The sequence below is a fragment of the Aeromonas sp. R7-5 genome, from assembly GCF_040908015.1.
GTDB classification, from domain to species: Bacteria; Pseudomonadota; Gammaproteobacteria; order Enterobacterales; family Aeromonadaceae; genus Aeromonas; species Aeromonas caviae.
Window position 1 is genome coordinate 1 of the sequence record NZ_JBFOCZ010000007.1, and the last position, 26,517, is coordinate 26,517.

The 26,517-nt window shown below is 62.2% G+C and carries 23 protein-coding genes and 1 tRNA gene; 20 read left to right on the top strand and 4 right to left on the bottom strand.

The window, feature by feature from the left end:
* Positions 1 to 132: 132 nt before the first annotated feature.
* From AB5Y53_RS02430 to AB5Y53_RS02495, 14 genes are all read left to right on the top strand, one after another.
* Positions 133 to 208 (top strand) — tRNA-Thr (locus tag AB5Y53_RS02430).
* Positions 209 to 421: 213 nt separating this feature from the next.
* Entirely contained in the window at positions 422 to 1,687 is a 1,266-nt protein-coding gene (locus tag AB5Y53_RS02435) for a cytosine deaminase (RefSeq protein ID WP_368181066.1), read from the top strand.
* Between the two features lie 87 nt (positions 1,688 to 1,774).
* A complete protein-coding gene (gene crcB / locus AB5Y53_RS02440) occupies positions 1,775 to 2,152 on the top strand; it encodes a fluoride efflux transporter CrcB (protein ID WP_039041077.1) in 378 nt (125 codons plus the stop codon).
* Between the two features lie 65 nt (positions 2,153 to 2,217).
* Positions 2,218 to 2,970, top strand: a complete 753-nt coding sequence (gene ubiE, locus AB5Y53_RS02445; protein ID WP_039041078.1) for a bifunctional demethylmenaquinone methyltransferase/2-methoxy-6-polyprenyl-1,4-benzoquinol methylase UbiE — start codon at positions 2,218 to 2,220, stop codon at positions 2,968 to 2,970.
* A gap of 8 nt (positions 2,971 to 2,978) precedes the next feature.
* Positions 2,979 to 3,587, top strand: a complete 609-nt coding sequence (locus AB5Y53_RS02450; protein ID WP_029313421.1) for an SCP2 domain-containing protein — start codon at positions 2,979 to 2,981, stop codon at positions 3,585 to 3,587.
* Positions 3,587 to 5,227, top strand: a complete 1,641-nt coding sequence (ubiB, locus tag AB5Y53_RS02455) for a ubiquinone biosynthesis regulatory protein kinase UbiB (RefSeq protein WP_041212050.1) — start codon at positions 3,587 to 3,589, stop codon at positions 5,225 to 5,227. The genes AB5Y53_RS02450 and ubiB overlap by 1 nt, the downstream gene beginning before the upstream one ends.
* Before the next feature lie 39 nt (positions 5,228 to 5,266).
* Positions 5,267 to 5,515 carry a Sec-independent protein translocase subunit TatA gene (gene tatA / locus AB5Y53_RS02460; protein ID WP_010672358.1) on the top strand — a complete coding sequence of 83 codons (249 nt, stop codon included), beginning with the start codon at positions 5,267 to 5,269 and terminating at the stop codon, positions 5,513 to 5,515.
* Positions 5,516 to 5,518: 3 nt separating this feature from the next.
* Positions 5,519 to 5,977, top strand: coding sequence for a Sec-independent protein translocase protein TatB (gene tatB / locus AB5Y53_RS02465; protein ID WP_368181067.1), 459 nt, complete (start codon positions 5,519 to 5,521; stop codon positions 5,975 to 5,977).
* Positions 5,974 to 6,726 carry a twin-arginine translocase subunit TatC gene (gene tatC, locus AB5Y53_RS02470; RefSeq protein ID WP_010672360.1) on the top strand — a complete coding sequence of 251 codons (753 nt, stop codon included), beginning with the start codon at positions 5,974 to 5,976 and terminating at the stop codon, positions 6,724 to 6,726. Before tatB ends, tatC begins: the two co-directional genes overlap by 4 nt.
* Positions 6,727 to 6,837: 111 nt before the next feature.
* Complete coding sequence (locus AB5Y53_RS02475) at positions 6,838 to 7,623, top strand: TatD family hydrolase (RefSeq protein WP_368181068.1); 786 nt, start codon at positions 6,838 to 6,840, stop codon at positions 7,621 to 7,623.
* Between the two features lie 3 nt (positions 7,624 to 7,626).
* Complete coding sequence (gene hemB, locus AB5Y53_RS02480; protein ID WP_039041081.1) at positions 7,627 to 8,646, top strand: porphobilinogen synthase; 1,020 nt, start codon at positions 7,627 to 7,629, stop codon at positions 8,644 to 8,646.
* 221 nt (positions 8,647 to 8,867) lie between these two features.
* Positions 8,868 to 10,910, top strand: coding sequence for an oligopeptidase A (gene prlC, locus AB5Y53_RS02485; protein WP_368181069.1), 2,043 nt, complete (start codon positions 8,868 to 8,870; stop codon positions 10,908 to 10,910).
* Positions 10,911 to 11,144: 234 nt separating this feature from the next.
* A complete protein-coding gene (locus AB5Y53_RS02490; RefSeq protein WP_039041083.1) occupies positions 11,145 to 13,712 on the top strand; it encodes a bifunctional diguanylate cyclase/phosphodiesterase in 2,568 nt (855 codons plus the stop codon).
* Positions 13,713 to 13,772: 60 nt separating this feature from the next.
* On the top strand, positions 13,773 to 14,522 hold the full coding sequence (locus tag AB5Y53_RS02495; RefSeq protein WP_368181090.1) for a class I SAM-dependent methyltransferase: 750 nt from the start codon (positions 13,773 to 13,775) through the stop codon (positions 14,520 to 14,522).
* Positions 14,523 to 14,592: 70 nt separating this feature from the next.
* Here the strand turns inward: AB5Y53_RS02495 and AB5Y53_RS02500 are convergent, their stop codons facing one another.
* Genes AB5Y53_RS02500 through rhlB form a run of 3 tightly spaced genes read right to left on the bottom strand, consistent with a single transcriptional unit; the run spans position 14,593 to position 17,659 of the window.
* Positions 14,593 to 14,853: a Rho-binding antiterminator gene (locus tag AB5Y53_RS02500; RefSeq protein WP_368181070.1), complete on the bottom strand. Its 261-nt coding sequence runs from the start codon at positions 14,851 to 14,853 to the stop codon at positions 14,593 to 14,595.
* A gap of 12 nt (positions 14,854 to 14,865) precedes the next feature.
* The gene (gppA, locus tag AB5Y53_RS02505; RefSeq protein ID WP_124244184.1) at positions 14,866 to 16,356 is read right to left on the bottom strand and encodes a guanosine-5'-triphosphate,3'-diphosphate diphosphatase; all 1,491 of its coding nucleotides are present in this window, start codon (positions 16,354 to 16,356) and stop codon (positions 14,866 to 14,868) included.
* 13 nt (positions 16,357 to 16,369) lie between these two features.
* Positions 16,370 to 17,659 (bottom strand): ATP-dependent RNA helicase RhlB, encoded by a 1,290-nt coding sequence (gene rhlB / locus AB5Y53_RS02510; protein WP_368181071.1) that lies wholly within the window; start codon positions 17,657 to 17,659, stop codon positions 16,370 to 16,372.
* A gap of 113 nt (positions 17,660 to 17,772) precedes the next feature.
* Here rhlB and trxA point away from each other — a divergent pair, with 113 nt between their 5' ends.
* The 5 genes from trxA (at position 17,773) to fre (ending at position 23,043) form a co-directional block, all read left to right on the top strand.
* On the top strand, positions 17,773 to 18,099 hold the full coding sequence (trxA, locus tag AB5Y53_RS02515) for a thioredoxin TrxA (protein WP_010672369.1): 327 nt from the start codon (positions 17,773 to 17,775) through the stop codon (positions 18,097 to 18,099).
* 207 nt (positions 18,100 to 18,306) lie between these two features.
* Positions 18,307 to 19,572 carry a transcription termination factor Rho gene (gene rho / locus AB5Y53_RS02520; protein WP_010672370.1) on the top strand — a complete coding sequence of 422 codons (1,266 nt, stop codon included), beginning with the start codon at positions 18,307 to 18,309 and terminating at the stop codon, positions 19,570 to 19,572.
* A gap of 106 nt (positions 19,573 to 19,678) precedes the next feature.
* Positions 19,679 to 20,686 (top strand): hypothetical protein, encoded by a 1,008-nt coding sequence (locus tag AB5Y53_RS02525; RefSeq protein WP_010672371.1) that lies wholly within the window; start codon positions 19,679 to 19,681, stop codon positions 20,684 to 20,686.
* 33 nt (positions 20,687 to 20,719) lie between these two features.
* Complete coding sequence (gene ubiD, locus AB5Y53_RS02530) at positions 20,720 to 22,189, top strand: 4-hydroxy-3-polyprenylbenzoate decarboxylase (protein WP_368181072.1); 1,470 nt, start codon at positions 20,720 to 20,722, stop codon at positions 22,187 to 22,189.
* A gap of 155 nt (positions 22,190 to 22,344) precedes the next feature.
* On the top strand, positions 22,345 to 23,043 hold the full coding sequence (gene fre / locus AB5Y53_RS02535) for an NAD(P)H-flavin reductase (protein WP_010672373.1): 699 nt from the start codon (positions 22,345 to 22,347) through the stop codon (positions 23,041 to 23,043).
* A 139-nt stretch (positions 23,044 to 23,182) separates the two neighbouring features.
* Here fre and AB5Y53_RS02540 read toward each other — a convergent pair whose 3' ends face one another.
* The gene (locus tag AB5Y53_RS02540; RefSeq protein ID WP_279990388.1) at positions 23,183 to 23,440 is read right to left on the bottom strand and encodes an accessory factor UbiK family protein; all 258 of its coding nucleotides are present in this window, start codon (positions 23,438 to 23,440) and stop codon (positions 23,183 to 23,185) included.
* Between the two features lie 301 nt (positions 23,441 to 23,741).
* Between AB5Y53_RS02540 and AB5Y53_RS02545 the strand changes: the two genes are divergently transcribed.
* Positions 23,742 to 26,159: a VolA/Pla-1 family phospholipase gene (locus AB5Y53_RS02545; RefSeq protein WP_368181073.1), complete on the top strand. Its 2,418-nt coding sequence runs from the start codon at positions 23,742 to 23,744 to the stop codon at positions 26,157 to 26,159.
* Positions 26,160 to 26,517: the final 358 nt, after the last annotated feature.

Genomic DNA, 26,517 nt, shown 5'->3' on the forward strand with positions numbered 1-26,517 from the left:
TGACCCCATGCCGAACTCAGAAGTGAAACGCTGTAGCGCCGATGGTAGTGTGGCATTCGCCATGCGAGAGTAGGACACTGCCAGGCACCCAATTTCAAGATTACGCCCAGCGTGGTCTTTACCGGTTAGTGTGCTGATATGGCTCAGTCGGTAGAGCGCATCCTTGGTAAGGATGAGGTCCCCAGTTCGATTCTGGGTATCAGCACCATTAAATAAGAAAGCCTCCCAATCGGGAGGCTTTCTTGTATCTGCCTTTCAGCCATCCATCGCAAATTGCAGTCCTGCAATGTCGCACCTTCTTGTTGCTGAGATATCTTCCCTTTCTATCCCGTATGCTTTCCGGGCGGCGCTTCTCTCTTAAAGGGATCCGGGCTAAGTTGTGGATTGGCAAAGACAACGACGCTTTCGAAGGGGAAAGAACATGCTGATTAGGAATGTGCGTCTGGCGGGCAGGGAAGGGATGTGGCAAATCCTCTGTCAGGGAGGCGTGATCCGGGCCATCGAGCCCATGAGCACCCAGCTGCTCTCTGCCCGCGAGCTTGATGGTGAGCAAGGCCTTGTCATCCCCCCCTTTATCGAACCGCACATTCACCTCGATACCACCCAGACGGCTGGCGAGCCGAGCTGGAACCTCTCCGGCACCCTGTTTGAGGGGATCGAGCGTTGGGCCGAGCGCAAGGCGCTGCTGACCCATGAGGATGTGAAACAACGCGCCATCCAGACACTGAAATGGCAGATTGCCAACGGCATCCAGTTCGTCCGCACCCATGTGGATGTTTCCGACCCCAATCTGGTCGCCCTGAAGGCGATGCTGGAGGTGCGGGAGGAGATGAAGGAGTGGGTGGAGCTGCAGATAGTGGCCTTCCCGCAGGAGGGGATCCTCTCCTACCCCAACGGCAAGGCATTGCTGGAAGAGGCTCTCAAGCTGGGGGCCGACGTGATCGGTGCCATCCCCCATTTCGAGTTTACCCGGGAGTACGGGGTCGAGAGTCTGCACTACGTCTTCGATCTTGCGGAGAAATATCAGGTTCTGGTGGATGTGCATTGCGACGAAATCGATGACGAACAGTCCCGTTTTATCGAGACACTGGCAACCCTGGCCTACGAGCGCGGTATTGGCCATAGGGTAACCGCCAGCCACACCACCGCCATGCACTCCTACAACGGAGCCTATGCGTCGCGGCTGTTCCGGCTGCTCAGGATGGCGGGCATCAACTTCGTCGCCAATCCGCTGGTGAACATTCACCTGCAGGGGCGCTTCGATATCTATCCCAAGCGTCGTGGCATCACCCGGGTGAAGGAGATGCTGGAGGCGAACATCAACGTCTGCTTCGGCCACGACGACGTGTTCGATCCCTGGTATCCCATGGGTACGGCCAACATGTTGCAGGTGCTGCATATGGGGCTGCATGTCTGCCAGATCATGGGCTACGAACAGATCAACGACAGTCTCAAGCTGATCAGCTGTCACAGTGCCCGCACCCTGAACGTGCAGGATCGCTACGGCATCGAGGTGGGCAAGCCCGCCAACCTGCTGATCCTTCCTGCAGAGAATGGTTTCGATGCGGTGCGCCGCCAGGTGCCGGTACGTTATTCCATCCGTCATGGCAGAGTCATCGCCGATACTCGCCCGGCCGAGACGACCCTCCATCTTGTGAATGCAGAATCGGTAGACTTTCGCCGCTAGGGTCTAGCCGGGTCGATTAATTGCCCGGCTGTCCCCTGCTGCCGACATTTTGCATAATGCCAACCTGACAATCTTGGAGACTGCTTGATGCAAACCTGGTTATTTGTCGCTGTCGGGGGCGCCTTCGGTGCCTGCCTGCGTTTTGGCATCGCCGAACTGATGGCCTGGCTGCTGGGACGCCACTTTCCCTATGGCACTCTGGTGGTCAACGTGGTCGGTTCCTTCATCATGGGGATTGCCTATGCCCTGATCAGCCATGGTCACGTGGTGGAACACCCGATGAAGCCATTGCTGATGGTGGGTATCCTCGGTGCCCTGACCACCTTCTCCTCCTTTGCCCTCGACACGGTCGTGCTGGCCCAGCAAGGGGCCTATCTGAAGGCGCTGCTCAATATCGGTCTCAATCTGTTCCTCTGCCTGGCCATGGTCGTGCTGGGGATGCAGTTGGTCGCAAGCCGGGTTTGAGGTGTCCGCACGCCATCGGCTCTGGTAAACTGGCGGCCATTCTTTGCTCTATGGGTATTTGAGGGATGTCGGAACAGACTACTACTACGCATTTTGGCTATAAAACCGTGGCAGCGACCGAGAAGGAAACCCTGGTCGCCGGTGTCTTTCATTCGGTGGCGGCCAAGTATGATCTGATGAACGATCTGATGTCGTTCGGCATCCATCGCCTCTGGAAGCGCTTTACCATCGACTGCTCCGGTGTCCGCAAAGGACAGAAGGTGCTGGATCTGGCTGGCGGCACAGGGGATTTGACCGCCAAGTTCTCCCGCATCGTGGGCGAGACCGGTCAGGTGGTCCTGGCGGACATCAACGACTCCATGCTGAAAGTGGGCCGCGACAAGCTGCGCAACCTGGGGGTGGCCAACAACGTCTCCTACGTACAGGCCAATGCCGAGGCGCTCCCCTTCCCTGACAACCACTTCGACGTCATCACCATCGGCTTCGGCCTGCGCAACGTCACCGACAAGGACAAGGCGCTTGCCTCCATGTTCCGGGTGCTCAAGCCGGGTGGCCGCCTGCTGGTGCTGGAGTTCTCCAAGCCGGTGAGCGAAGTGATCGCCAAGCTGTATGATCTCTACTCCTTCAAATTGCTGCCGAAAATGGGCGAAATCGTCGCGAACGACAGCGAAAGTTACAAATACCTGGCGGAATCCATCCGCATGCACCCGGATCAGCAGACCCTGGCAGGCATGATGGAGAATGTCGGGTTCGAACAGGTCGAGTTTTACAACCTGACCCAGGGCGTGGTCGCCCTGCACCGCGGTTACAAGTTTTAAGGTCGCCTATGCCGATGGATGCCATGGTCACCGCGGTGATCGAAACCAGCCTCAACCAGTTGCTGGCCCTGGACAAACAGAGCCCGGAGCGGTTGCGCAAGCTGACGGGCAAGGTACTCAAACTGGAGCTGCGCGAGCTCAAGCCGCTCTGGTTTGTCTTCTCGGAGCGCCGTCTGGATGTGCTTGCCAGGTTTGAAGGGGAGGCGGATGCGGTGCTGAGCCTCTCCCTGACCGCCCTCGGTCTGCTCAAGGAGCCTTCCGCCCTGACCCGCTACATCCGCGAGGAGAAGCTGGACCTGAGCGGTGACCCCCAGCTGGTGCAGGCATTCAGCGCCCTGCTTGGCGAGCTCGATATCGACTGGGAAGAGGAGCTGTCCCGCTACACCGGCGATGTGGTGGCCCACACCCTGTGCAGTGGTGCCCGTCAGGCTCGCCGTTTTGTGGGGCGAGAGTTGTGCCGTTCCCAGCGTCAAGTGGCCGAGTATCTGACCGAGGAGGCGAGGCTTGCCCCGGGTCCGCTGGAAGTGGCGAGCTTCAATGACGATGTCGAAGAGCTGGCCCAACAGATGAAGGCGATCGAGTTGCGGCTTGCCCGCCTCGAACAGCAGGTGAGCTGATGACCCCGAAGGAGTTCAAACGCCTCTATCGCATCGTCAGCATCCTGCTGGAACAGGGCATCGACGAGCTGGTGCCCGCCCGTTATCAGCCCTGGCCTGGCCGTCTGGCCCGTCGCAGTCTGTTCTGGCTCAAGAACAAGCAACAAGGCATGAGCCGTGGCGCCCGTATTCGCCTCGCCTTCGAGGCCCTGGGCCCCATCTTCATCAAGTTCGGCCAGATGCTCTCGACCCGCCGAGACCTGCTGCCCCCCGACATTGCCGAAGAGCTGGCCCTGCTGCAGGACAGGGTGCCTCCCTTCTGTGGTCAGGCCGCCCGTCGCCAGATAGAAGAGAGCCTGGGTTGCCCCGTCGAGACCCTGTTCGATGAGTTCGACGAGACGCCGCTGGCATCCGCCTCCATCGCCCAGGTGCACACCGCCCGGTTGAAGGAGAACGGCCGCGAGATCGTCATCAAGGTGATCCGTCCCGATATCGAGCCGGTCATCGAGGCCGACCTGCGCCTGATGCAGGCCCTGGCCCGTCTGGTGGCCCGTTTCGTGCCCCAGAGCGGACGACTGCGCCCCGTCGAGGTGGTGGAGGAGTATCGCAAGACCATACTCGACGAGCTCAACCTGATGCGCGAAGCGGCCAACGCCATCCAGCTGCGCCGCAACTTCACCGGTTCCGAGGCGCTCTATGTGCCCGAGGTGTTCACGGACCATTGCCGTGAGCAGGTGCTGGTGATGGAGCGCATCTACGGCATTCCGGTCTCCGACATTGCCGCGCTGGAAGCCAACGGCACCAACATGAAGCTGCTGGCCGAGCGCGGAGTGGAGGTGTTCTTCACCCAGGTGTTCCGCGACAGCTTCTTCCACGCCGACATGCACCCGGGCAACATCTTCGTCTCTTTCGAACACCCCGAGAATCCGCTCTGGATCGGCATCGACTGCGGCATCGTCGGCACCCTCAACCGGGAAGACAAGCGCTACCTGGCGGAGAACTTCCTCGCCTTCTTCAACCGCGACTACCGCCGTGTGGCCGAGCTGCACGTGGAGTCTGGCTGGGTACCGCCCGATACCAAGGTGGACGAGTTCGAGTTCGCCATCCGCACCGTGCTGGAGCCCATCTTCGAGAAACCGCTCTCCGAGATCTCCTTCGGCCACGTGCTGCTCAATCTGTTCAACACCGCCCGTCGCTTCAACATGCAGGTGCAGCCGCAACTGGTGCTGCTGCAAAAGACCCTGCTCTATGTGGAAGGGCTGGGTCGCCAGCTTTATCCCCAGCTGGATTTGTGGCAGACCGCCAAGCCCTATCTGGAAAACTGGATGCACGAGCAGGTCGGCCCCAAGGCGGTGTGGAATGCCATCAAGGAGAAGGCGCCGTTCTGGGCGGAGAAACTGCCGGAGCTGCCGGAGCTGGTCTATGAGACCCTGCGTCAGGCCCGCCATCAGCAGCACCACTTCGACCAGATGTTTGCCGATTTCCGTCGCCACAGTCGCCGTCAGGGGCAGGCCCGCTACCTCTTAGGGGTTGGAGCCAGCCTGCTGCTCGCGGGTGTATTCTTGCTGACCCAGAAACAACACATTGAGTGGGGACAAATCAGCCTCGCCGGCGCCGGGTTATGCTGGCTGCTGGGTTGGTTGCGAACCCGTTCCCATTAAATAACCTGCGCCATCGGGCGCCTATCCGGAGAGAAAGTCATGGGTGGTATCAGTATTTGGCAGTTGTTGATCATCGCAGTCATCGTCGTGCTGTTGTTCGGCACCAAGAAATTGCGCGGTATCGGCGGCGATCTGGGCGCGGCGGTCAAGGGGTTCAAGAAGGCGCTCTCCGATGAGCCGGCCGACACCAAACCCGAGCAGAAAGATGCCGAGTTCCCGACCAAGCAGTTGAACGAGACGGCCAGCAACGCCGAAGCCGCCAAGCAGAAAGACAAAGATCAGGCCTAAGCCATGTTCGACATCGGTTTTTGGGAGCTGGTCGTCATCGGCGTCGTCGCCCTGGTGGTGCTGGGTCCCGAGCGGTTGCCGGTCGCGATCCGCACCGCCAGCCACTGGATAAGGCTGATCCGCAGCACCGCCAACTCGGTCAAGGCCGAGCTGGAACAGGAGCTCAAGTTGCAGGATCTGCACAACGATCTGAAGAAGGCCGAACGGTTGCAGATGAACAACCTGAGCCCCGAGCTGCAGGAGTCCATCGAGCAGTTGAAAGCGGCCGCCCAGTCGGTGAATCGTCCCTATCAGGGGGAGAACGAGATCCGCCCGCCTCGGGAGCCCGCCCAGGCTGAGCCAGCCATTCCGGTGGCGGCCTCGGTGCCCGCGACCCCAGAGGTGCCACCGGTCAACAGTCAGCGAGAGAGCGAGCCTGTGCCCGCCAGCGAGTCCGCAGCCAAAGGAGAGGGTAAGCCATGAGTCAGGCAGAACAACCCCTCATCAGCCATCTGGTGGAGCTGAGAACCCGTCTGCTGCGCGCCATCTCCGCCATCCTGCTGGTGTTCATCGCGCTCATCTACTTCTCCAACAACATCTACGACTTCGTGGCCCAGCCGCTGCTCAGCCAGTTGCCGGCAGGCACCAGCATGATAGCGACGGATGTGGCGACGCCCTTCATCACGCCCATCAAGCTGACCCTGGTGGTCTCCTTCTTCGTGGCGATCCCCTATCTGCTCTATCAGGCCTGGGCCTTCATCGCACCCGGTCTGTACCAGCATGAACGGCGGCTGATCCTGCCCCTGGTGGCCTCCAGCGCCGTGCTGTTCTATGCGGGGATGGCGTTCGCCTACTACGTGGTGTTCCCCCTGGTGTTCGGCTTCTTCACCAGTACCGCCCCCGCCGGGGTGACGGTGGCGACCGACATCGCCAGCTACCTGGACTTCGTGCTGACCCTGTTCTTCGCGTTCGGGGTGGCGTTCGAGATCCCGGTGGCCACCATACTGCTCTGCTGGACCGGGGTGACCACCCCCAGGAGCCTGAAGGAGAAGCGCCCCTACGTCATCGTCGGGGTCTTCGTGGTCGGTATGTTGCTGACGCCGCCCGATGTCTTCTCCCAGACCCTGCTCGCGATCCCCATGTGGGGCCTGTGGGAGATAGGTCTGTTCTTCGCCCGCTTCTACGTGAAGAAAGAGGACGAAGAGCAGCAACAAACGGAAGAGGGGAGCTGAGGCTCCCTTCCTCTTTTCATGCATCCGTTCGAGGCGTATGGTAAGGCCCCATCGAGTAGATGGTTTTCAAATGCCTGATATGCACCTCGTTTGTCCGGAACCCCTGACTCCATGATCGACATCGGTTTGAACCTGACCAGCAGCCAGTTCGCAGGCGAACAGGCCGACCTGGTGGAACGCGCGCGCGCCGCCGGGGTGGAAGCCCTGATCCTGACCGGCACCGATCTGGCCGGCAGCCGCGAGAGCGCCGCATTGGCCGCCCGCTGGCCCGGTTACTGCTTCTCCACCGCCGGGGTACATCCCCACGATGCCAAAAGCGTCGATGAGGCGACCCTGCCCGCCTTGCGCGAACTGGCGGCCCTGCCCCAGGTGGTGGCCATCGGCGAGTGCGGTCTCGACTACAACCGGGACTTCTCCCCCCGTCCAGTGCAGGACGTGGTGTTTGACGCCCAGCTTGCGCTCGCCGCCGAGCTCGGGATGCCGGTGTTTCTGCACTGCCGCGATGCCCATAACAAATTCGTCGAGATCCTGCGCCCCTGGTTGCCCCGCCTGCCGGGGGCCGTGCTGCACTGCTTCACCGGCTCCGACGCCGAGCTGGACGAGTGCCTGGCGCTGGGGCTGCATATCGGGGTGACCGGCTGGCTCTGTGACGAGCGCCGTGGCCAGCTGCTGCGCGAGCAGGTGGCCCGCATTCCGGCGGGTCGCCTGATGATAGAGACGGACGCCCCCTACCTAGTGCCGCGGGATCTGAAACCCAGGCCCAAACGCAACGAGCCCGCTTTTTTGCCGCACATCGCCCAGGTGGTGGCGGCCTGCCGTGGTGAAGCGCCCGAGGCCTTGCTGGCCCATACCCGGGCCACCTCCGCCGCATTCTTCCAACTTCCGCTTTTGGAGTGATTCATGGCCACAACTCTTCCGGGGGCCTTCCCGGGCCGTCGCCTGCGCCGGGTGCGCAAACATGACTTCAGCCGCCGCCTGGTGCGCGAGAACGTACTGACCGTCGACGATCTCATCTATCCCGTGTTCGTGCTGGAGGGGGAGGGTCAGCGAGAGGCCGTTGCCTCCATGCCGGGGGTGGACAGGCTCTCCATCGATCTGCTGCTCGAAGAGGCCGCCGAACTGGTGGCCCTGGGTGTGCCGGCGGTGGCCCTGTTCCCGGTGACGCCGCTGGAGAGAAAGAGTCTGATGGCGGAAGAGGCCTACAACCCGGATGCCCTGGCCCAGCGGGCGACCCGTGCCCTCAAGGCTCGCTTCCCGGAGCTCGGGGTCATCACCGATGTGGCGCTCGACCCCTTCACCACCCATGGCCAGGACGGCATCATCGATGACGAAGGCTATGTGCAGAACGACATCACCACCGAGATCCTGGTGAAGCAGGCGCTCTCCCATGCCGCCGCCGGGGCCGACATGGTGGCCCCGTCCGACATGATGGACGGCCGCATCGGTGCCATCCGCGCGGCGCTGGAGGAGAACGGCTTCGTCAACGTGCAGATCATGGCCTACTCCGCCAAGTACGCCTCCCACTACTACGGCCCGTTCCGCGATGCGGTGGGCTCCGCCGCCAACCTCGGCAAGAGCAACAAGGCCACCTACCAGATGGATCCGGCCAATGGCAACGAAGCCCTGCACGAGGTGGCCCTCGACATCGCTGAAGGGGCGGACAGCGTCATGGTCAAGCCGGGCATGCCCTACCTGGACATCATCCGCCGGGTGAAGGATCAGTTCGGCGTGCCGACCTTCGCCTATCAGGTGAGCGGCGAGTACGCCATGCACATGGCGGCGATCCAGAATGGCTGGCTCAAGGAGAAAGAGTGCGTGATGGAATCCCTGCTCTGCTTCAAGCGGGCCGGGGCCGATGGCATCCTCACCTACTTCGCCAAGCGGGTCGCCCAGTGGTTGAAAGAGGACGCCCGACGCTGAGGCGGGGAGTGTCCATGCCCTCACAATGCCGGCCCTCGGGCCGGCATTGTCGTCTCTGGCAGATGAAGTGCTGGTTTTATGAACAAAATGCCTGAAAAAGTGGGTAACAAGCCCGTCTCTTGGCGGCAAAGGCTTGATAAATGGGGTTTCTGCCTACATCTTAGATGGTCCAAGCAGGCTTCTGGACGGCAGGGGCTGCAGAGCATTTAGAGGTACCGCAGATGACTAACCCTTTGCTGACAATGGACTCGCTGCCTCCCTTCAGCCAGATCCAGCCCGATCAGGTGCAACCTGCCGTGACGCAGGCCATCGCCGATTGCAAACAGAAGATTGAGGATGTGCTGGCCCAGAAGGAGCCTCACACCTGGGACAGCCTGATCGCCCCGCTGGAAGAGGTCAACGACCGCCTCTCCCGGATCTGGTCCCCCATCAGCCACCTCAACGCCGTGCAGAACAGCGAGGCGCTGCGGGCGGCTCACGATGCCTGCCTGCCGCTGCTTTCCGAATTCCAGACCTATGTCGGTCAGCATGAAGGGCTCTATCAAGCCTATCTGGCCCTCTCCGAGAGCGATGACTTCCCCCGGCTGGATGATGCCCAGCGCAAGGAGATCCTGAACACCCTGCGCGATTTCCGCCTCTCCGGCATCGGTCTGCCTGCCGAGGCGCAGCAGCGTTACGGCGAGATCCAGGCCCGCCTCTCGGAGCTCGCCTCCCGTTTCAGCAACAACGTGCTGGACGCGACCCAGGGCTGGCACAAGCTGGTGACCGACGAGGCCGAGCTGGCCGGTCTGCCCGCGAGCGCCCAGGCTGCCGCGCGCCAGATGGCCGAACTCAAGGGCAAGGAGGGGTGGCTGTTCACCCTGGACATCCCCTCCTACCTGCCGGTGATGATGTATGCCGACAGCCGCGCCCTGCGTGCCGAGCTGTATGAGGCCTTCACCACCCGCGCCTCCGACCAGGGCCCCAACGCTGGCAAGTGGGACAACTCCACCATCATGACCGAGTTGCTCACCCTGCGCCGGGAGCTGGCCCGACTGCTGGGCTTTGCCAACTATGCCGAACTCTCCCTCGCGACCAAGATGGCGGACAAGCCGGAGCAGGTGGTGGAGTTCCTCACCGACCTGGCTGCCAAGTCCCTGCCCCAAGGCAAGGCGGAGCTGGAGGAGATCCGCGCCTTTGCCGCCGAGCAGCACGGTCAGGACGAACTGGCGGCCTGGGATCTTGCCTATTACGCAGAAAAGCTCAAACAGCACAAGTTTTCGGTCTCTGATGAGCAGTTGCGTCCTTATTTCCCCGCCGGTCGGGTCGTGAAGGGGCTGTTCGAGGTGGTCAAGCGGGTGTTCGGCATGAAGGTACGCGAGCGTCTCGGCATCGACACCTGGCACCCGGATGTGCGCTTCTACGACATCTTTGACGCCGATGACGAGCTGCGCGGCAGCTTCTACCTGGATCTCTATGCCCGCGAGCACAAGCAGGGCGGCGCCTGGATGGATGTCTGCCTGGGTCGCCGCTACCGTCAGGACGGCTCCCTGCAAAAGCCGGTGGCCTACCTGACCTGCAACTTCAACGGCCCGGTGGACGGCAAGCCGGCCCTGTTTACCCACAACGAAGTGGTCACCCTGTTCCACGAGTTCGGCCACGGCATTCACCACATGCTGACCCGCATCGATGTGGCTGGCGTGGCTGGCATCAACGGCGTGGCCTGGGATGCGGTGGAGCTGCCGAGCCAGTTCCTCGAGAACTGGTGCTGGGAATCCGAGGCGCTGGCCTTCATCTCCGGCCATTACGAGACCGGGGAGCCGCTACCCGCCGATCTGCTGGAGAAGATGCTGACCGCCCGCAACTTCCAGGCGGCGATGCAGATGCTGCGCCAGCTGGAGTTCGCCCTGTTCGACTTCCGTCTGCACCAGACCTTTGACCCGACCAGAGCGGATCAGATCCCTGCGCTGCTGGATGAGGTGCGCAGCCAGGTCGCCGTGATGACGCCTCCGGCGTTCAACCGCTTCCAGCACAGCTTCTCCCACATCTTCGCGGGCGGCTACGCGGCGGGCTACTACAGCTACAAGTGGGCCGAGGTACTCTCTGCCGACGCCTTCTCCCGCTTCGAGGAGGAGGGGATCTTCAACCCGGCCACGGGCCACTCCTTCCTGAAGAATATTCTGGAAAAGGGCGGCTCCAGGGAGCCGATGGAGCTGTTCCGTGCCTTCCGTGGCCGGGAGCCCCAGGTGGATGCGCTGCTGCGTCACAGCGGTATCGCCGCGTGAGGTCCCGCCGCCACAGTGAGCCTCGATTGGATGAGCTGCCGCGCCACTGTGGGAGCTTCAAGCAGGTACACATTTGCGGCATAGTGGGATCGAAACGTGATTTTTGATAGAAAAAGGGACCTTTTGGTCCCTTTTTCCAAGCCTTTTTAATATCTTGCGGAGTGCATGTTTGCACTGTCCCCGCCTCTTCAGTAGAGTCGGGTTCTACCTTCCAGGGAGAGAAAGAACCTTGCCATGAGGCGAGCACTCGAGTCTGTCTATCAAATCATCTCCAGCCTGTCTCATTCGAGTGGTCAGGGATATTTTGATGCCTTTGTGAGTGAAATCGCCAACGCGGTGGGGGCTGACTTTGTCCTGGTGTCCGGCAAGGATCAGGCGGGTCTGTTCTTTACCGTGCATGCCGCCTATCCCGCCTCCCTCGACATCAACGCCTACAGCTTCCCCCTCGCCGACACTCCGGGGGAGATCGCCATGCAACAGGGTGAAGCCTGGTTCAGTGATCGCACCCGCCAGCTGTTCCCCCACGCCGCCGTGCTGGAGCGCTGCGAGGTGAGAGCCTATGCCGGCGTCGCGCTCAAGAACGCCGAGGGAGAGACCATCGGCCTGTGCAGCGTCATGTTCAAGCGGGCCATGCCGAGAATGGAGAAGATAGTGGGCCTGCTGCGTCTGCTGGCCCCGCTCGCCGGTCGTGAACTGGCGCTGATGTATCAGCAGCGCCAGAGCCAGGAGCAGCCGGCGCAACCGGAACATCACCACTTCCTGGACACCATGATGTCCCATGCGCCCGTGGGCATCGGCAAGGTGGATCTGGGCGGCAAGATCCTCTGGGCGAACCCGGCCATCGAGAAGATGCTCGGCTACAGCCAGGAGGAGCTGCAACAGCTCACCGTCGCCGAAATCAACCATCCGGACGACTGGCAGACCAGCATTGCGCTCTACGACGCCCTCAAGCGGGGAGAGCGTCCCGCGTTTACCCAGGAGAAGCGTTATCTCCATCGGGATGGGACCGTCCTGTGGGGACGGGTGACGGTGACCCTGATCCGCAACGAGCAGATGCACCCCGACTATCTCATGGTGGTGCTGGAGAACATCGATCCCATCAGGCGCCATGCGGAGCAGCTCAAGCTCTCCCACCGGGTCTATGACAACCTCTCCGAAGCCATTCTGGTGTGCGATGCCGACAGTCGCATCATCTCGGTCAATCCGGCCTTCGAGAAGATCACCGGTTACAGCGAGGAGGAGGCGTGTGGCCAGCGGCCCAGCATGCTCAAGTCCGGACTGCACGATCAGACCTTCTATGCGGACATGTACCACGCCCTGGAGCGGGTGGGGATCTGGCGTGGCGAGGTGTGGAACAAGCGCAAGAACGGCAAGCTCTATCCCCAGCAGCTGATGATCAGCGCCGTGCGGGAAGGGGGCAAGATCAGTCAGTACATCGCCATCTTCAGCGATCTTTCCCAGACCAAGCTGGCAGAGCAGAAGATCGCCGCCCAGGCCAACTACGACAACCTCACCGGCCTGCCCAACCGCTGGCTGTTCGGTCGCTGTCTGGCCCGCTTCTGCGAACGGGGGGAGCGCTTCGCCCTCATGGTGCTCGACCTCAACAACTTCAAGGCGGTCAACAACAGCATGGATCACCATGTGGGCGACGCCCTGCTGCGGGAGGTATCGGATCGGCTGGTGAGCCGGGTGCGCACCGAGGACCTGGTGGCCCGCATCGGCGGCGACGAGTTTGCCTTCCTGGTGCCCGGCATCGTCAACCGCCGTCAGGCCGAGGTGTTTGCCAAGCAGGTGATCGGCGGTTTTGCCCGTCCCTTCATGCTGGCCAACCAGCACCTCTATGTGACCGCCACCCTGGGGATCACCCTCTGTCCCAATGACGGCGGCGACAGCGACGAGCTCTTGCGCAATGCCGAGCAGGCCCTGTTCGTCGCCAAGCGCCAGGGACGCCCCCTCGGCACCTACAACGCCTCCATGCGGGAAGAGGTGAGCCAGCGCCACCAGATGCAGCACGATCTGGCGGAGGCCATCAAGCTGGGCCAGCTGACCATGGCCTACCAGCCCATCTGGGACAACCGCAGCGGCCGGGTCGCCAAGCTGGAGGCCCTGGTGCGCTGGTATCACCCCCACTGGGGTCAGGTCTCACCGGCGGATTTCATCCCGCTGGCGGAAGAGGCGGGGCTCATCCAGGGGCTGGGTGCCCTGGTGCTGTGGCAGTCTTGCCGGGATCTGGCCAGATTGCAGCAGTCCGGCTTCCCGGATCTGCAGATGTCCATCAACCGCTCCACCCTGGAGTTCCAGACCATAGACCCGGAGGCCAACGAGTGGCTCAGGGTGATCCGCCACTTCGAGCTGGATCCGGCGGACATCATCATCGAGATCACCGAGTCCCTGCTGATGGAGACGAGCGATCAGCACAGGGTGCGGATCGATGCCCTGCGCGAGGCGGGCTGCAAGCTGGCCATCGACGACTTCGGCACCGGCTACTCGGCACTGAACTACCTGCGTACCTTCCCGGTGGATCTGGTGAAGATCGATCGCTCCTTCGTGCGCCATATTCCCTTCAACGAGCAGGACCGTCTGCTGCTCGACGGCATCATCAACATCGTGCACAACCTCGGCATGCAGGTGGTGATCGAAGGGGTGGAGACCCGGGAGCAGCTCAACTTCCTTTGCCAGAAGGGGTGCGCCTTCACCCAGGGGTATCTGCTCAGCCGCCCGCTGCCCTTCGACGATCTGACCGAGTACCTGAGCCTCAACCGTCAGGGAATGAACCTGGCGAATCTGACCACGGTGAGCTGACCCCCCGCTTCTGCTATCATGCCGGCTTCTGCGCCGTGATGAGTCCATGTTATGCCCCATATTCAGGTTTTCAGTGAAGTGCCCGCCCGCGATGGCGAGCTCGACGCCCTGCGCCAGCGCCTTGCCGACGTGGCGTTTCCCGCGCCCTTCGCCCTGGTGCTGACCGCATCGCGGTTGGAGCTGCGCAAGCTGGACGAACCCAAGCTGGGGGCCGTCTATGTGGATTTCGTGGAAGGGGCGGTGGCCCATAGACGCAAGTTCGGTGGCGGGCGCGGCCAGTCCATCGCCAAGGCGGTGGGATTGAAGTCGGGAGCCATGCCGACCGTGGTGGATGCCACCGCCGGGCTCGGGCGCGATGCCTTCGTGCTCGCCTCCCTCGGCTGCAAGGTGACCCTGATCGAGCGCAGCCCCGTGGTGGCGGCACTGCTCCAGGACGGTCTGACCCGGGCGGGGCAGGATCCCGAGATAGGCCCCTGGGTGCGCGAGCGGATGCAACTGCTGCAAGGCCCGGCGGTGGAGACCCTGCTGGCGCTGACCGAGCGGCCGGAGGTCATCTACCTGGACCCCATGTTCCCCCACAAGCAGAAGTCGGCGCTGGTGAAAAAAGAGATGCGGGTGTTCCAGTCTCTAGTGGGGGCGGATCTCGACGCGGATGCTCTGCTGCCAGCGGCGCTCAGGATGGCTAACAAGCGGGTGGTGGTGAAGCGGCCCGACTATGCGGGCTGGCTCAACGAGCACAAGCCCAGCATGGCCATCGAGACCAAGAGCAACCGCTTCGACGTCTATGTGATGGCGGCGCTGGCGAGTTGAGTGGCGACTGGCAGGGAATCTGAGCGTCAAACGAAGAGGGCCAACCTGATCAGGTTGGCCCTCTTGCTATTCATTGGCTGCGGGGTGGGGCGAAGTGGATCCGCTTTTCTTCCCCTTGCCAGACGAGTTCCAGGGTCGCCAGGTCCGCCAGGCTGAGGCGCTCAGCGCGCTCCAGCAGCAGATATTCGACTCCGTCGCTGGCTTCTATGGTGCGGATCTTGTCCGCCCAGGCTCGTCCATCCCGGTCGGTGATCGTGACGGGCAGCTGCCAGCTGGCGGCGATCTCCAGCCAGTCGTACAGGTCACAGCTGACGGGTTGGTAATCGGCCATGGGGTGTGCGCCTCAGGCTTCCAGCAGCCGGGTGGACCAGCCCATCTTCTGCTGGCGCTCTACCTCGAGGCGCAGCTCGCTGGCGCGCAGGTAGTGCTCGTCCAGCCAACCCTTGGGCAGGGTCAGGGTCAGGGCATCTTCATCGGCTTGCAGCATGAACCTGGGCACAGTGCCCTGGGTCCGGCGCATGCAGAGGATGAGGGAGATGCGCAGGATGCGGGCCAACCGGATCGCCTGGCGACCGGTGACGGCGCCCTGTTTCTCCAGCGGCTCCAGCTTGAATTCATCCCGCTGGTTGAACAGCAGGGCCGACAGCAGCTTCTTCTGCGCGGGGGTGAAGCCCGGCATGTCGATGTTGTCGATGATGTAGGCGGCGTGCTGCGGCGCCTTCTTGTACTCGATGCACAGACCGATTTCGTGCAGCAGGGCCGCGTAGCGCAGGATCGGGCGACCGTAGCGCTTGGAGAGGCGCCAGGCCGGCTGCAACTGGGTGAACGCTTCGATGGCGGTGTCGCGGACCCGCTCGGCGTGCTCCTTGTCCAGCTGGTAGCGGCTGATCAGGCTGTCGGCGGTGCGATCCCGGGCATCACAATCGTGATTGTTGCCGAGCAGGCCGTAGATGAGCCCTTCACGCAGGGCACCGCCCGCCAGGGTCATGCTCTCGATGTCGAGGGTTTCGAAGATGGCGATCAGGATGGCGAGGCCGGAGGGGAACACGGTCAGCCGTTCGGCCGCCAGCCCTTCGAGCTGCAACTGATCGAGTCTGCCGCAGGCGATGGCCTGACCCATCAGCTCTTGCAACTTGGGCAGGGTGACCCGCTCGCTCTTGCCCTGGGCCAGCATGATCTCCTGCAGCGCCTGGACGGTGCCGGAGGCGCCGACGCAGGTGCGCCAGCCGAGGGCACGGTAGTCCGCAGCCACTTTCTCCAGTACCGCCTTGGCGGCGGCAATGGCCTGGTTGAAGCGCGCCTCGGAGAGCTCGCCATCACCGAAGTGGTTGTTGAGCCAGGTGACGCAGCCCATGTGCAGGCTGTTGAGCAGCTTGGCTTCGCTCTGCTCGCCGATCACCAGCTCGGTGCTGGCGCCGCCGATGTCGATCACCAGCCGGTTGCCTTCCCCTGCCGACGTCCATGAGACACCTTCATAGATGGTCTTGGCTTCTTCCTCGCCCGAGATGATCTCGATGCTGTGGTTGAGCACCCGTTCCGCTTCGCTGATGAATTCGTCGACGTTGGTGGCCAGGCGCAGGGTGGCGGTGCCCACTACCCGGATGTTGTCGGACGGGATGTCCTGCAACTGCTCGGAGAAGAGGCGCAGACAATCCCAGCCCCGCTCCATGGCGGCACGGTTGAGGCGAAAATCGGCATCGAGGCCCGCGGCGAGGCGTACCTTGCGCTTGACCTTGGTGACGGTGCGCAGGGCACCGGCGACCTCGCGCACCACCAGCATGTGAAAGCTGTTGGAGCCGAGGTCGATGGCGGCATAGAGAGGCGAGTTGTGCAACTTGGCCGATCCCTCAGTTCTTGCGGGGGGGACGACGACGGTTGTTGCTGTTGCCACCGCCCTGGCGATCCCGCATGTTGCGGTTCACCGGCTGGCGGTTGCGGAACACCCGTTTTGGTGCGGTGACGTCATCCAGCAGCGCCTCGCGGTCATACTTGCTGACCGGGATGGGGTGGTGGATGTACTCCTCGATGGCCGGCAGGTTGAAGGCATAGTCTTCACAGGCCAGGCTGATGGAGTGACCGCTTCTGCCGGCGCGGCCGGTACGACCGATGCGGTGGACATAGTCTTCGGCATCATCGGGCAGGTCGTAGTTGAAGACGTGAGTCACGTCGGGGATGTGCAGACCACGGGCGGCCACGTCGGTGGCGACCAGGATATCCAGGGTACCCTTGGTGAAGTCTTCCAGGATCTTCATCCGCTTCTTCTGCGGCACGTCGCCGGTCAGCAGGCCGACGCGGTGGCCGTCGTTCTCCAGCCAGGCGTGAACGTCTTCACAGACGTGCTTGGTGTTGGCGAAGACGATGGCTTTCTCGGGCCACTCCTCTTCCATCAGGGAGAGCAGCAGCAACATCTTGTCTTCGTTGGAGGGGTAGAAGAGCTCCTCCTTGATCCGCACGCCGGTCATCTGTTCCGGTTCGACCTGTACATGTTCCGGGTGGTTCATGTGTTCATAGGCCAGCTCCTGCACCCGCAGGGAGAGGGTGGCGGAGAACAGCATGCTCAGACGCTCGGTGGCGGGGGGCATGCGGCGGAACAGGAAACGGATGTCCTTGATGAAGCCCAGATCGAACATGCGATCCGCTTCGTCCAGTACCACGACCTGGATGTTGCCGAGATCGATGACCTTGGACTTGAAGTAGTCGATGATGCGACCCGTAGTGCCGATCAGGATGTCGACGCCCTGTTCCAGCACGGCCAGCTGCTTGTCGTAGCCTTCGCCACCATAGGCGAGACCGAGCTTGAGCCCGGTAGAGGCTGACATGCTCTCTGCATCGTTATAGATCTGGACGGCCAGCTCCCGGGTCGGGGCCATGATGATGGCGCGGGGCTGGTTGACGAGGCGCGGCCTGGTCAGCGGATGGGTCAGCAAATAGTTGAATGTCGCCGCCAGGAAAGCCAGGGTTTTGCCGGTCCCCGTCTGAGCCTGACCGGCGAGATCATGACCTTCAACCAGCAGGGGCAGGGACAGTGCCTGGATGGGCGTACAATAGTGAAATCCCTTTGATTCCAGACCAGCCAGAACTTCGGGTTCGAGGCCCATTTGGGCGAATTTTTCGGTCGTTAGATGTGTTTTGCTCATGGCGGTAGGTTATCAGGTTAGGCTTGCAATAATAAACAGGATCATTTCAAATAGGGCAACTATTGCCTTTGTTGAACCATCAATAAAGCCTTAATTACTGACTGGAGTTGGAGATGAGTGACAAGATTGTTCAGCTGAGCGATGCCAGCTTCGAGGCCGATGTAATCAACGCCGACAGCCCTGTTCTGGTCGATTTCTGGGCCGAATGGTGTGGACCGTGCAAGATGATTGCCCCGATCCTGAACGAAGTTGCTCAGGAATATGAAGGTCGCGTGACCGTGGCGAAATTGAACATCGATCATAACGCCGACACTCCGCCCAAGTACGGCATTCGTGGTATCCCGACCCTGCTGCTGTTCAAGAATGGTGAAGTGGCAGCGACCAAGGTCGGCGCCCTGTCCAAGACCCAACTGAAAGAGTTCCTGGACGGCAACCTGTAATAATCAAGAAGGAGCGCATTGCAATAATGCGCTCCTTGTGTTTTATCACCTAGACGCTCACCCTGATTGGTGCTAGTTTATCGCTCGTTTGCTAACCTTTTTGCCTGACTCTTTGCTTAACTACCAGCCTGGCAAGTCAAATCCGATCAGCATCAATCCAGCAGACTGTCTCCTCATTTCAATCCTTGCTTACAGACTTTCACCACTATGAATCTGACTGAACTTAAGAACACTCCTGTGTCCGAGCTGGTCCAGCTTGGCGAATCCATGGGGTTGGAAAATCTGGCTCGGGCGCACAAGAAAGACATTATCTTTGCAATCCTCAAGGCGCACGCCAAGGGCGGCGAGGATATCTTTGGCGACGGTGTGCTGGAAATCCTGACCGACGGTTTCGGTTTCCTGCGCAGTGCAGACGGCTCTTATCTCGCTGGTCCGGATGACATCTATGTCTCCCCGAGCCAGATCCGCCGCTTCAACCTGCGTACCGGCGACACCATCTCCGGCAAGATCCGGCCGCCGAAAGAGGGCGAGCGCTATTTCGCCCTGCTCAAGGTCAACGACGTCAACTACGACCGTCCGGAAAACTCCCGCAACAAGATCCTGTTTGAAAACCTCACTCCCCTGCACGCCAACGAGCGTCTGCGCATGGAGCGTGGCAACGGTTCCACCGAAGACATCACCGCCCGTGTACTGGATCTGGCATCCCCGATCGGCAAGGGCCAGCGCGGTCTCATCGTTGCACCGCCCAAGGCCGGTAAGACCATGCTGCTGCAGAACATCGCCCAGAGCATCGCCTACAACCACCCGGATTGTGAGCTGATCGTGCTGCTGATTGACGAGCGTCCGGAAGAAGTGACCGAGATGCAGCGGATGGTGAAGGGCGAAGTGATCGCCTCCACCTTCGACGAGCCGGCCTCCCGTCACGTCCAGGTCGCCGAAATGGTGATCGAGAAGGCCAAGCGTCTGGTCGAGCACAAGAAGGATGTGGTGATCCTGCTGGACTCCATCACCCGTCTGGCCCGCGCCTACAACACCGTCATCCCGTCTTCCGGCAAGGTGCTGACCGGTGGTGTGGACGCCAACGCCCTGCACCGTCCGAAACGTTTCTTCGGTGCGGCGCGCAACGTCGAAGAGGGCGGCAGCCTGACCATCATCGCCACCGCGCTGATCGATACCGGTTCCAAGATGGATGAAGTCATCTACGAAGAGTTCAAGGGTACCGGCAACATGGAACTGCACCTCTCGCGCAAGATTGCCGAGAAGCGCGTCTACCCGGCCATCGACATCACCCGCTCCGGCACCCGCAAGGAAGAGCTGCTGACCGCCCCGGACGAGCTGCAGAAGATGTGGATCCTGCGCAAGATCATTCACCCCATGGGCGAGATCGACAGCATCGAGTTCCTCATCGACAAGCTGGCTGCGACCAAGACCAACGACGAGTTCTTCGACTCCATGAAGCGTCAACAGAAGTAACAGTCTCTTCAATGACAAAACCGCGGCCCAGGTCGCGGTTTTTGTTTATCTATTTCACGGCTGGCTTAGTAGTATGAAGCCTCGATGTCACAAGGAAAGGGACGTCATGAAGCTGGTGTTGTTCATATGGATGGGTTGGTTGTGGCTGGCGGCCCCGGTGCATGCCGACTCCCCGCCGCAATTGCAGGCTCCCCTGGTGGCGGACGAGGGACTGGAGGGGCATCGGGCGTACCTGGACGGGCGCATGGCGCTCGGGCAGTTTGATGCCATGGACTCGTTGCTCGAGACCCTGTCGGTGGGGCAGCGGGAGTTCCTGTTGTTCCAGTTGCTGGGTGAGCTCAAGTCATCGGGCGCACCGAGCCCGGCGCTGCTGGCCTGGGTGCGGGCACAAGCGGCCAAGGCGCCACAATGGCTGGTGGAAGGGAAGGTGGACGGTTTCCTGGTGCAGCTACCCGCCTACGACTTCCCCGCCGAGGCCCGGCTGGTGCTGAGCCACTGGCAGCAGCTGGCCTGGCAGGACAACTATCGCCAGTTGCTGGAGCAGGATCGCTTCGACTTCAAGCAGGTCTACTACAGCCGCAATCCCGAGCTGGCACAGCAGCAGCAGGCCCTGCTGGCGGTGCTCGATCGGCAGCCGGTATCCGTGTTGCGCCGGGAGGCGCAGCGGCTTGCCGCCCTCAATCTCTTCTTGCCGGACAACCAGTTGCTGCTGCACTTCATCGAACAGACCGGGGAGACGGCACTCTACCTCAAGCTGTGGCGTCAGCCAGTGGATCACGATAGCCTGACTGCGCTGCACACCATTTCCCGCTTTTATTCAGGGCAGGAGGCGAGCGATCTGCTGATCGCCGCCAGCCAGAACAGCCGCCTGATGGTCCCCGCCCTGCACCAGCTCAGCCGCCTCTCCCCCTTGCCGGACGGGGCCCAGCAGTTCCTCCTGGCCGAACTCGGCAAGCACCAGTATGGCGGGCTGGTGGCCGGCCTGTTGTTGCAGATGGACGAGCCCAGGCTCCTGGGTCAATTGGCAAACCGGCTGACGCTTCAGGAGCGGCGACACGCCTCGTCCGTCATGAGGTCCGATACGGGTACACCGGATACGCCGCCAGGGTTATAATGCGGGACCACCTGATCCCGCTGGGGTACTTGCATGAAATACAAGGACTTGCGTGATTTTATCGCGCAGTTGGAACAAAACGGACAGCTCAGGCGCATCAGTCGCGAGATAGACCCCTATCTGGAGATGACCGAGATCAGCGACCGTACCCTGCGTGCGGGGGGCCCGGCCCTGCTGTTTGAGAATCCCAAGGGCTACACCATGCCGGTGTTGACCAACCTGTTCGGCACGCCGGACCGGGTTGCCATGGGCATGGGCCAGCCCAACGTCAGCGCCCTGCGTCAGGTGGGGACCTGGCTCTCCTATCTGAAAGAGCCGGAGCCGCCTCGCGGGCTCAAGGAGCTGATGGAGAAGCTGCCCATCTTCAAGCAGGTGCTCAACATGCCGACCAAGCGGCTCTCTTCGGCCCCCTGTCAGCAGGTGGTGCTGGAAGGGGACGCGGTGGATCTGGATCAGATCCCCATCCAGCACTGCTGGCCCGGGGATGTGGCGCCCCTGGTCACCTGGGGTCTGACCATCACCCGCGGTCCCTACAAGAAGCGGCAGAACCTCGGCATCTATCGCCAGCAGAAAATCGGCAAGAACAAGCTGATCATGCGCTGGCTGGATCACCGGGGCGGCGCCATCGATTTTCGCGAGTGGCAGGAGGCCCACCCGGGCGAACGCTTCCCGGTGGCGGTGGCGCTGGGCGCCGATCCGGCGACCATCCTGGGCGCGGTGACGCCGGTCCCGGACAGCCTCTCCGAATACGCCTTTGCCGGTCTGCTGCGGGGCAGCCGTACCGAGGTGGTGAAGGCGCTGAGCTGCGATCTGGAAGTGCCCGCCAGCGCCGAGATCGTGCTGGAAGGCTATCTGGAGCCGGGGGAGATGGCCTCCGAAGGGCCTTACGGCGATCACACCGGCTACTACAACGAAGTGGACGAGTTCCCGGTCTTCACCATCACCCACATGACGATGCGCCGGGATGCCATCTACCACAGCACCTACACCGGCCGTCCGCCCGATGAGCCGGCGGTGCTCGGGGTGGCGCTCAACGAGGTGTTCGTACCGCTGTTGCAGAAGCAGTTCCCCGAGATCGTGGATTTCTACCTGCCGCCGGAGGGGTGCTCCTACCGGATGGCGGTGGTGACCATCAAGAAGCGCTACCCCGGCCACGCCAAGCGGGTGATGCTGGGGGTCTGGTCCTTCCTGCGCCAGTTCATGTACACCAAGTTCGTGATCGTCTGCGATGACGACATCAACGCCCGGGACTGGAAGGACGTGATCTGGGCCATCACCACCCGGATGGATCCGGCCAGGGACACCACCCTGATCGAGCACACCCCCATCGACTACCTGGACTTCGCCTCGCCGGTCTCCGGGCTCGGCTCCAAGATGGGGCTGGATGCCACCAACAAGTGGCCGGGGGAGAGCAACCGGGAGTGGGGGCAGCCCATCGTCCAGGACGAGGCGGTAAAGCAGAAGATCGATGCCATCTGGGACGAGCTGAAGATCCTCGACTGAGGGATCCCCGATGCGGCGCGGCCATTGTGATGCAAAAGTGCGGTATTGCCGTGCCGAATTGGGTATGCTCGACGGACCTGACCACCAACTGGTCGCCATAAAAACAGTGAAACCATGAGCGAAGCGGGCCGGGCAGGCCCCTCACAAGGACAAGAATGCAACGTATCAAGTGCCGCGTAGAGGAACTGCGCGAATATGTCGACACCATCTGGCACGTGGCGCTGGCGCCGCAGCAGGAGGTGAGCTTCAAGCCGGGCCAGTATCTGCTGGTGGTGATGAGCGATTCGGACAAGCGCCCCTTCTCCATCGCCAACTCGCCGACCCGCTCCGGCGTGCTGGAGCTGCAGATCGGTGCCACTCCCGAGAATGCCTATGCCGGTCAGGTGCTGGCCCGCATGCGCGAGCAGGGAGAGATCGAGGTCGAGCTGGCCGCCGGCAAGGCGTTCCTGCGCGACGAATCCCCCCGACCGCTGATCCTGATGGCGGGCGGCACCGGCTTCTCCTATGCCCGCGCCATCCTGGAATACCTGATCGGCAGCGGCAGCAAGCGTCCGGTGTTCCTCTACTGGGGGGTACGCCAGGCGCACTGGCTCTACGAGCTGGAGCAGATGCAGCAGTGGGAGCGCGACTACGCGCCGCTGACCTTCATTCCCGTGGTGCAGGAGCCCGAGAGCGACTGGACCGGCAGGACCGGGCTGGTGCACAAGGCCATCATGGATGACTTCGTCAGCCTGCATGACTACGACATCTATGTGGCGGGCCGCTTCGAGATGGCCGGTGCAGCGCGGGAAGAGTTCAAGGTGCTGGGCGCCGAGCCCGAGCGCATCTTCGGCGATGCCTACGAGTTTATCTGACCACGGCCAACCGCAGAGCGTCGATCTGCCCCCTTATCGTCTTGCCAGAGAAGGGGGGATGAGAAACTCGTTGTCCCCATAAAAACGACAAACCCCAGCCTGGCTGGGGTTTGTGCTATCTACGGCGGGTCACGCCGGATCATTCGCCCTTGGCGGCGAGCTGCTGCTCGAGCTGGGCCAGCTTGGCCTCGAGGGCGGTCAGCTTCTCCCGGGTGCGCAGCAGCACCTTGGTCTGCACGTCGAACTCCTCACGGCTCACCAGATCCAGCTTGCCCAGCTGGGCCTGCAAGACCTGACGGGTCTTTTTCTCCACCTCTTCACCCATGCTGCGAATGCCGGGGGGCAGGGCGTTGTGTATCTGTTTGGCGATCTCTTCCAGTTTTTTCGGGTCGATCATGGGGGTCTCCTTAAGCAATGGCGCCATTCTACCGACAAATCGTCCCCTTTGCCGAGATCGGGGCGGCTTTTTGCGCCATGGATCCCATCGGGCTCTGGTCGGGTCTGGTTGATGCACCCTGGCTGCTACCCTGTGACACCGGGAATCAATTCCAATTCCTTGATGGTGTACACAAAAAAATCAGATCAGATGACTGACCAGAGGCTTATTAATTGTTGCGTTGCTGTTAATATGATTCGGTCGGGTTTGAACCCTACCCCGTCAGGCTCATCATGGATAACAACATAAAAGAGATAAGGATATGAAGAAAAAGCTAATTTACGCGGCCGTCGTCAGTGCGCTGCTGAGCGGTTGTGGTGGCAGTGACGACAACACAGGCGATACCTCAAGCTATCTCGATTATCTGCTGAGCGGCTCCAATGCAGTCCGACCCAGCGCCCTGGCAGCCCGTGCGACCGACGGTACCCTGAAATTCTCCACGGAAACGGCGGATCTCTCCAACCCGGTGTCCGCCCTCTCCACCCTGGATGGCTGGTCGACTACCCAGGCGATCCAGATCGTGCCGGTGACGGCCTCCGGCATCCAGGTCAAGGCGCCGGCCGCTGCTGAATTCGCAGCCTCCGTGGCACCCCTCTACCTGATGGAGCTGGAGTTTGACAGTGCGGCCCTGCGTCCGAGCGGCGTGAAGAAGGTGCTGACCTACGGGGTGGACTTCGTGGTGGCCGAGACGACCGGCAAGCTGAATCTGGTGCCGCTCAAGCCGCTCAACCCCTCTTCCTACTACATGATAGTGGCGACCGATACCCTCAAAGACAGCACGGGTGCCCCCCTGCGACCGGGTAGCGACTACAGCAACTACAAGACCAGCACCGGCAGCAACGCCCAGGAGCAGACCATCAGCGGCCTGATTGCGCTGCAGGAAGGTCTGTTCAAGGCTGCCACCGGTATCACCAGCGACCACGTGATCTTCTCCGACTGGTTCGGTACCCAGTCCGGCGCCGACGTGCTGGTGGCGGTGAAAGGGGCGGCCGCATCCGTGCTCAAGAGCCCGACCCTAGACGCCGCCGCCCTGTGGAAGCAGGACGCCCTGGGCAATACCAGCCTGCCTGGCACCTATACCCTGTCGGTGAGCGGCGGCAGCCCCTTCCTGACCCAGCTGGACGCCGAGAATTTCCTGCCCCAGGAGCAGAAGGATGCGATTGCCGCCGCTTTTGGTGATGGCACTCCACTCCACAATCTGGCCTTGGGTACCACCGTCTACAGCGGCACTGTCAAGCTGCCCTACTTCCTCTCCTCCCCGGCTACCGCCGGCTCCTGGGACAAGGCGAAGACCCAGTCCTGGCACGGTGCCATCCCCAGCCTCTACGCCATCGCGAACGCCCTGAAGGCCCAGGATGCCGAAGTGATCGGCGGCCTGGTGGGGGCTGGCGTGGATCCGGCCCTGCTGGGCGAACTCATCGCCGATCCGAGCCGTCAGGCCGAGCTGCTGGCGGAGGCGAGCAAGCTGATCGGGGTGACCCTCACCTCCGGTGGCAAGGCGCTGGATCCCGAGATGAATATCGGGCGCTTCAACCCGCTGCCGGCACTGGAAGAGGTGCAGTCCGTCCCGATGCGGATCTTCGCCGCCGCACCGCTGGCGAACATCACCGACGTGATCATCTATCAGCACGGCGTCACCTCCGTGAAGGAGAACGCCTACGCCCTGGCCCTTGGCCAGATTGGTGCCGGTGCCCAGGCGAACAAGAGCGTGGCCGTGGTGGTGATCGATCATCCCCTGCACGGTGAACGCGGCTTCGCCCTGACCGGCAGCATGGACTCGGTGACCACCTCAGACAACCCGACCCCCTACCTGAACCTGAGCTACCTGACCGTGGCCCGCGACAACCTGAAACAGAGCGTGGCGGATCTGCTGGGCCTGCGTCTGGCGGTGGGGCTGGCCAATGCCAAGGGCGCCATCGGCACCGCAGGCAGCCTCAAGGTACACTTCCTGGGTCACTCTCTGGGTGCCATCGCGGGGGCCAACCTGTTGGCGGTGGCCAACCAGTCTGTTGGCAACCTGACGGCAGACGCCCTGTTCAAGTTCGACACTGGCGGCCTGGCCATGCCGGGTGGCGGTATAGCGCCGCTGTTGCTGAACTCGCCGACCTTCGGTCCGACCATCCAGATGAGCGTGCTGACCGCTGGCAGTGCGGCCCTGAAGGCAGCTTTCACCGCCTACGCCCCGAACTGCAAGACGGCAGTGCCGACCTGCTTCGTCAACGAGTTCCTACCGAGCCAGGATGCGGCCACCCAGGCCACGGCGGCCAGTACCCTGCAGAGCTACAGCTTTGCGGCGCAGTCGGTGCTGGATTCGGCAGACCCCATCAACCTGGGGAGCGGCATCGCGGCGGACTTCCCGCTGTTTGCCACCGAAATCGTCGGCGACGGCGCCCTGAGCCTGTCGGATCGAGTGATCCCGAACAGCATCGCCACCGCCCCGCTGGGTGGCACCGAGCCGCTGTTCAAGGTCCTGGCCCTGCAGCCGCTGACCGCCACCGGCGCCGCCAACCACAGAGCGGCCCGCTTCGTGGCCGGGGGTCACAGCTCGCTGCTGGCACCGGACGAGAACTTCGATCCGACCGGCGCCGTCACCACCGAGATGCAGACCCAGTTCGGCAGCTTCTTCGCAAGCGGCGGTACCGCGGTCAAGGTGACCGACGGCAGCCTGCTCAAGCAGTAAGCCGGCCGACCAATAAAAACGCCGCCCCTTGGGGCGGCGTTTTTTTATGGCAAATCGGCTCAGGCTGGTCTGTGGTGCCTGTCCAGCCAGCCTTGGGCAAGACCGACCAGCAGGTCTGACAGGTGAGCATGTTGGTAGTCGCTTTGGTTGCCGAGCAGTTGCCGACAACCAGGCTTCCCCCCGGCCTGTGGTGCCTGTCTCGCCAGCCCTGGGCAAGGCCGACCAGCAGGCCCGTGAGCCACGTTGGCGGTCGCTTTGGTTGCCGAGCTGTTGCCGACAACCAGGCCTCACCCCGGCCTGTGGTGCCTGTCCAGCCAGCCCTGGGCAAGGCCGCTCAGCAGGCCCGCCAGGTGAGCCA

Excerpts from the sequence above, each read along its gene's own strand:
- AB5Y53_RS02435 (WP_368181066.1), top strand. The coding sequence starts at position 422 with ATGCTGATTAGGAATGTGCGTCTGGCGGGCAGGGAAGGGATGTGGCAA.
- crcB (WP_039041077.1), top strand. The coding sequence starts at position 1,775 with ATGCAAACCTGGTTATTTGTCGCTGTCGGGGGCGCCTTCGGTGCCTGC.
- ubiE (WP_039041078.1), top strand. The coding sequence starts at position 2,218 with ATGTCGGAACAGACTACTACTACGCATTTTGGCTATAAAACCGTGGCA.
- AB5Y53_RS02450 (WP_029313421.1), top strand. The coding sequence starts at position 2,979 with ATGCCGATGGATGCCATGGTCACCGCGGTGATCGAAACCAGCCTCAAC.
- ubiB (WP_041212050.1), top strand. The coding sequence starts at position 3,587 with ATGACCCCGAAGGAGTTCAAACGCCTCTATCGCATCGTCAGCATCCTG.
- tatA (WP_010672358.1), top strand. The coding sequence starts at position 5,267 with ATGGGTGGTATCAGTATTTGGCAGTTGTTGATCATCGCAGTCATCGTC.
- tatB (WP_368181067.1), top strand. The coding sequence starts at position 5,519 with ATGTTCGACATCGGTTTTTGGGAGCTGGTCGTCATCGGCGTCGTCGCC.
- tatC (WP_010672360.1), top strand. The coding sequence starts at position 5,974 with ATGAGTCAGGCAGAACAACCCCTCATCAGCCATCTGGTGGAGCTGAGA.
- AB5Y53_RS02475 (WP_368181068.1), top strand. The coding sequence starts at position 6,838 with ATGATCGACATCGGTTTGAACCTGACCAGCAGCCAGTTCGCAGGCGAA.
- hemB (WP_039041081.1), top strand. The coding sequence starts at position 7,627 with ATGGCCACAACTCTTCCGGGGGCCTTCCCGGGCCGTCGCCTGCGCCGG.
- prlC (WP_368181069.1), top strand. The coding sequence starts at position 8,868 with ATGACTAACCCTTTGCTGACAATGGACTCGCTGCCTCCCTTCAGCCAG.
- AB5Y53_RS02490 (WP_039041083.1), top strand. The coding sequence starts at position 11,145 with ATGAGGCGAGCACTCGAGTCTGTCTATCAAATCATCTCCAGCCTGTCT.
- AB5Y53_RS02500 (WP_368181070.1), bottom strand. The coding sequence starts at position 14,853 with ATGGCCGATTACCAACCCGTCAGCTGTGACCTGTACGACTGGCTGGAG.
- rhlB (WP_368181071.1), bottom strand. The coding sequence starts at position 17,659 with ATGAGCAAAACACATCTAACGACCGAAAAATTCGCCCAAATGGGCCTC.
- trxA (WP_010672369.1), top strand. The coding sequence starts at position 17,773 with ATGAGTGACAAGATTGTTCAGCTGAGCGATGCCAGCTTCGAGGCCGAT.
- rho (WP_010672370.1), top strand. The coding sequence starts at position 18,307 with ATGAATCTGACTGAACTTAAGAACACTCCTGTGTCCGAGCTGGTCCAG.
- AB5Y53_RS02525 (WP_010672371.1), top strand. The coding sequence starts at position 19,679 with ATGAAGCTGGTGTTGTTCATATGGATGGGTTGGTTGTGGCTGGCGGCC.
- ubiD (WP_368181072.1), top strand. The coding sequence starts at position 20,720 with ATGAAATACAAGGACTTGCGTGATTTTATCGCGCAGTTGGAACAAAAC.
- fre (WP_010672373.1), top strand. The coding sequence starts at position 22,345 with ATGCAACGTATCAAGTGCCGCGTAGAGGAACTGCGCGAATATGTCGAC.
- AB5Y53_RS02540 (WP_279990388.1), bottom strand. The coding sequence starts at position 23,440 with ATGATCGACCCGAAAAAACTGGAAGAGATCGCCAAACAGATACACAAC.
- AB5Y53_RS02545 (WP_368181073.1), top strand. The coding sequence starts at position 23,742 with ATGAAGAAAAAGCTAATTTACGCGGCCGTCGTCAGTGCGCTGCTGAGC.